Consider the following 1469-nt stretch of genomic DNA (forward strand, 5'->3'; position numbering starts at 1 on the left):
CCCCCCACAAGGGTTAGGCCACCGGCTTCGGGTGTTACCAACTTTCGTGACTTGACGGGCGGTGTGTACAAGGCCCGGGAACGTATTCACCGCAGCGTTGCTGATCTGCGATTACTAGCGACTCCGACTTCATGGGGTCGAGTTGCAGACCCCAATCCGAACTGAGACCGGCTTTTTGGGATTAGCTCCACCTCACAGTATCGCAACCCATTGTACCGGCCATTGTAGCATGCGTGAAGCCCAAGACATAAGGGGCATGATGATTTGACGTCATCCCCACCTTCCTCCGAGTTGACCCCGGCAGTCTCCCATGAGTCCCCACCATCACGTGCTGGCAACATAGAACGAGGGTTGCGCTCGTTGCGGGACTTAACCCAACATCTCACGACACGAGCTGACGACAACCATGCACCACCTGTGAACCAGCCCCGAAAGGAAAACACATCTCTGCGCCGATCCGGTCCATGTCAAGCCTTGGTAAGGTTCTTCGCGTTGCATCGAATTAATCCGCATGCTCCGCCGCTTGTGCGGGCCCCCGTCAATTCCTTTGAGTTTTAGCCTTGCGGCCGTACTCCCCAGGCGGGGCACTTAATGCGTTAGCTACGGCGCGGAAAACGTGGAATGTCCCCCACACCTAGTGCCCAACGTTTACGGCATGGACTACCAGGGTATCTAATCCTGTTTGCTCCCCATGCTTTCGCTCCTCAGCGTCAGTAACAGCCCAGAGACCTGCCTTCGCCATCGGTGTTCCTCCTGATATCTGCGCATTCCACCGCTACACCAGGAATTCCAGTCTCCCCTACTGCACTCTAGCCTGCCCGTACCCACTGCACACCCGGAGTTAAGCCCCGGGCTTTCACAGCAGACGCGACAAACCGCCTACGAGCTCTTTACGCCCAATAATTCCGGATAACGCTTGCGCCCTACGTATTACCGCGGCTGCTGGCACGTAGTTAGCCGGCGCTTCTTCTGCAGGTACCGTCACCCCAAAAAGAGGCTGCTTCCCTACTGAAAGAGGTTTACAACCCGAAGGCCGTCATCCCTCACGCGGCGTCGCTGCATCAGGCTTGCGCCCATTGTGCAATATTCCCCACTGCTGCCTCCCGTAGGAGTCTGGGCCGTGTCTCAGTCCCAGTGTGGCCGGTCACCCTCTCAGGCCGGCTACCCGTCGTCGTCTTGGTAGGCCATTACCCCACCAACAAACTGATAGGCCGCGAGTCCATCCCCAACCGATAAATCTTTCCACCCCCCACCATGCGGTAAGGAGTCATATCCAGTATTAGACCCAGTTTCCCGGGCTTATCCCGAAGTCAAGGGCAGGTTACTCACGTGTTACTCACCCGTTCGCCACTCATCCACCCAGTGCAAGCACCAGGCTTCAGCGTTCGACTTGCATGTGTTAAGCACGCCGCCAGCGTTCATCCTGAGCCAGGATCAAACTCTCCGCAAAAAACATAAAAACAGATGCT

General features: G+C 56.8%; 1 rRNA gene. It reads right to left on the bottom strand.

Annotation, left to right across the window (positions count from 1 at the left end):
* A 16S ribosomal RNA gene (locus MHJ63_RS09800) occupies positions 1-1450 on the bottom strand; the annotation flags it as partial.
* Positions 1451-1469: the final 19 nt, after the last annotated feature.

It is taken from the genome of Pseudoglutamicibacter albus (assembly GCF_022346425.1).
GTDB lineage: Bacteria > Actinomycetota > Actinomycetes > Actinomycetales > Micrococcaceae > Pseudoglutamicibacter > Pseudoglutamicibacter albus.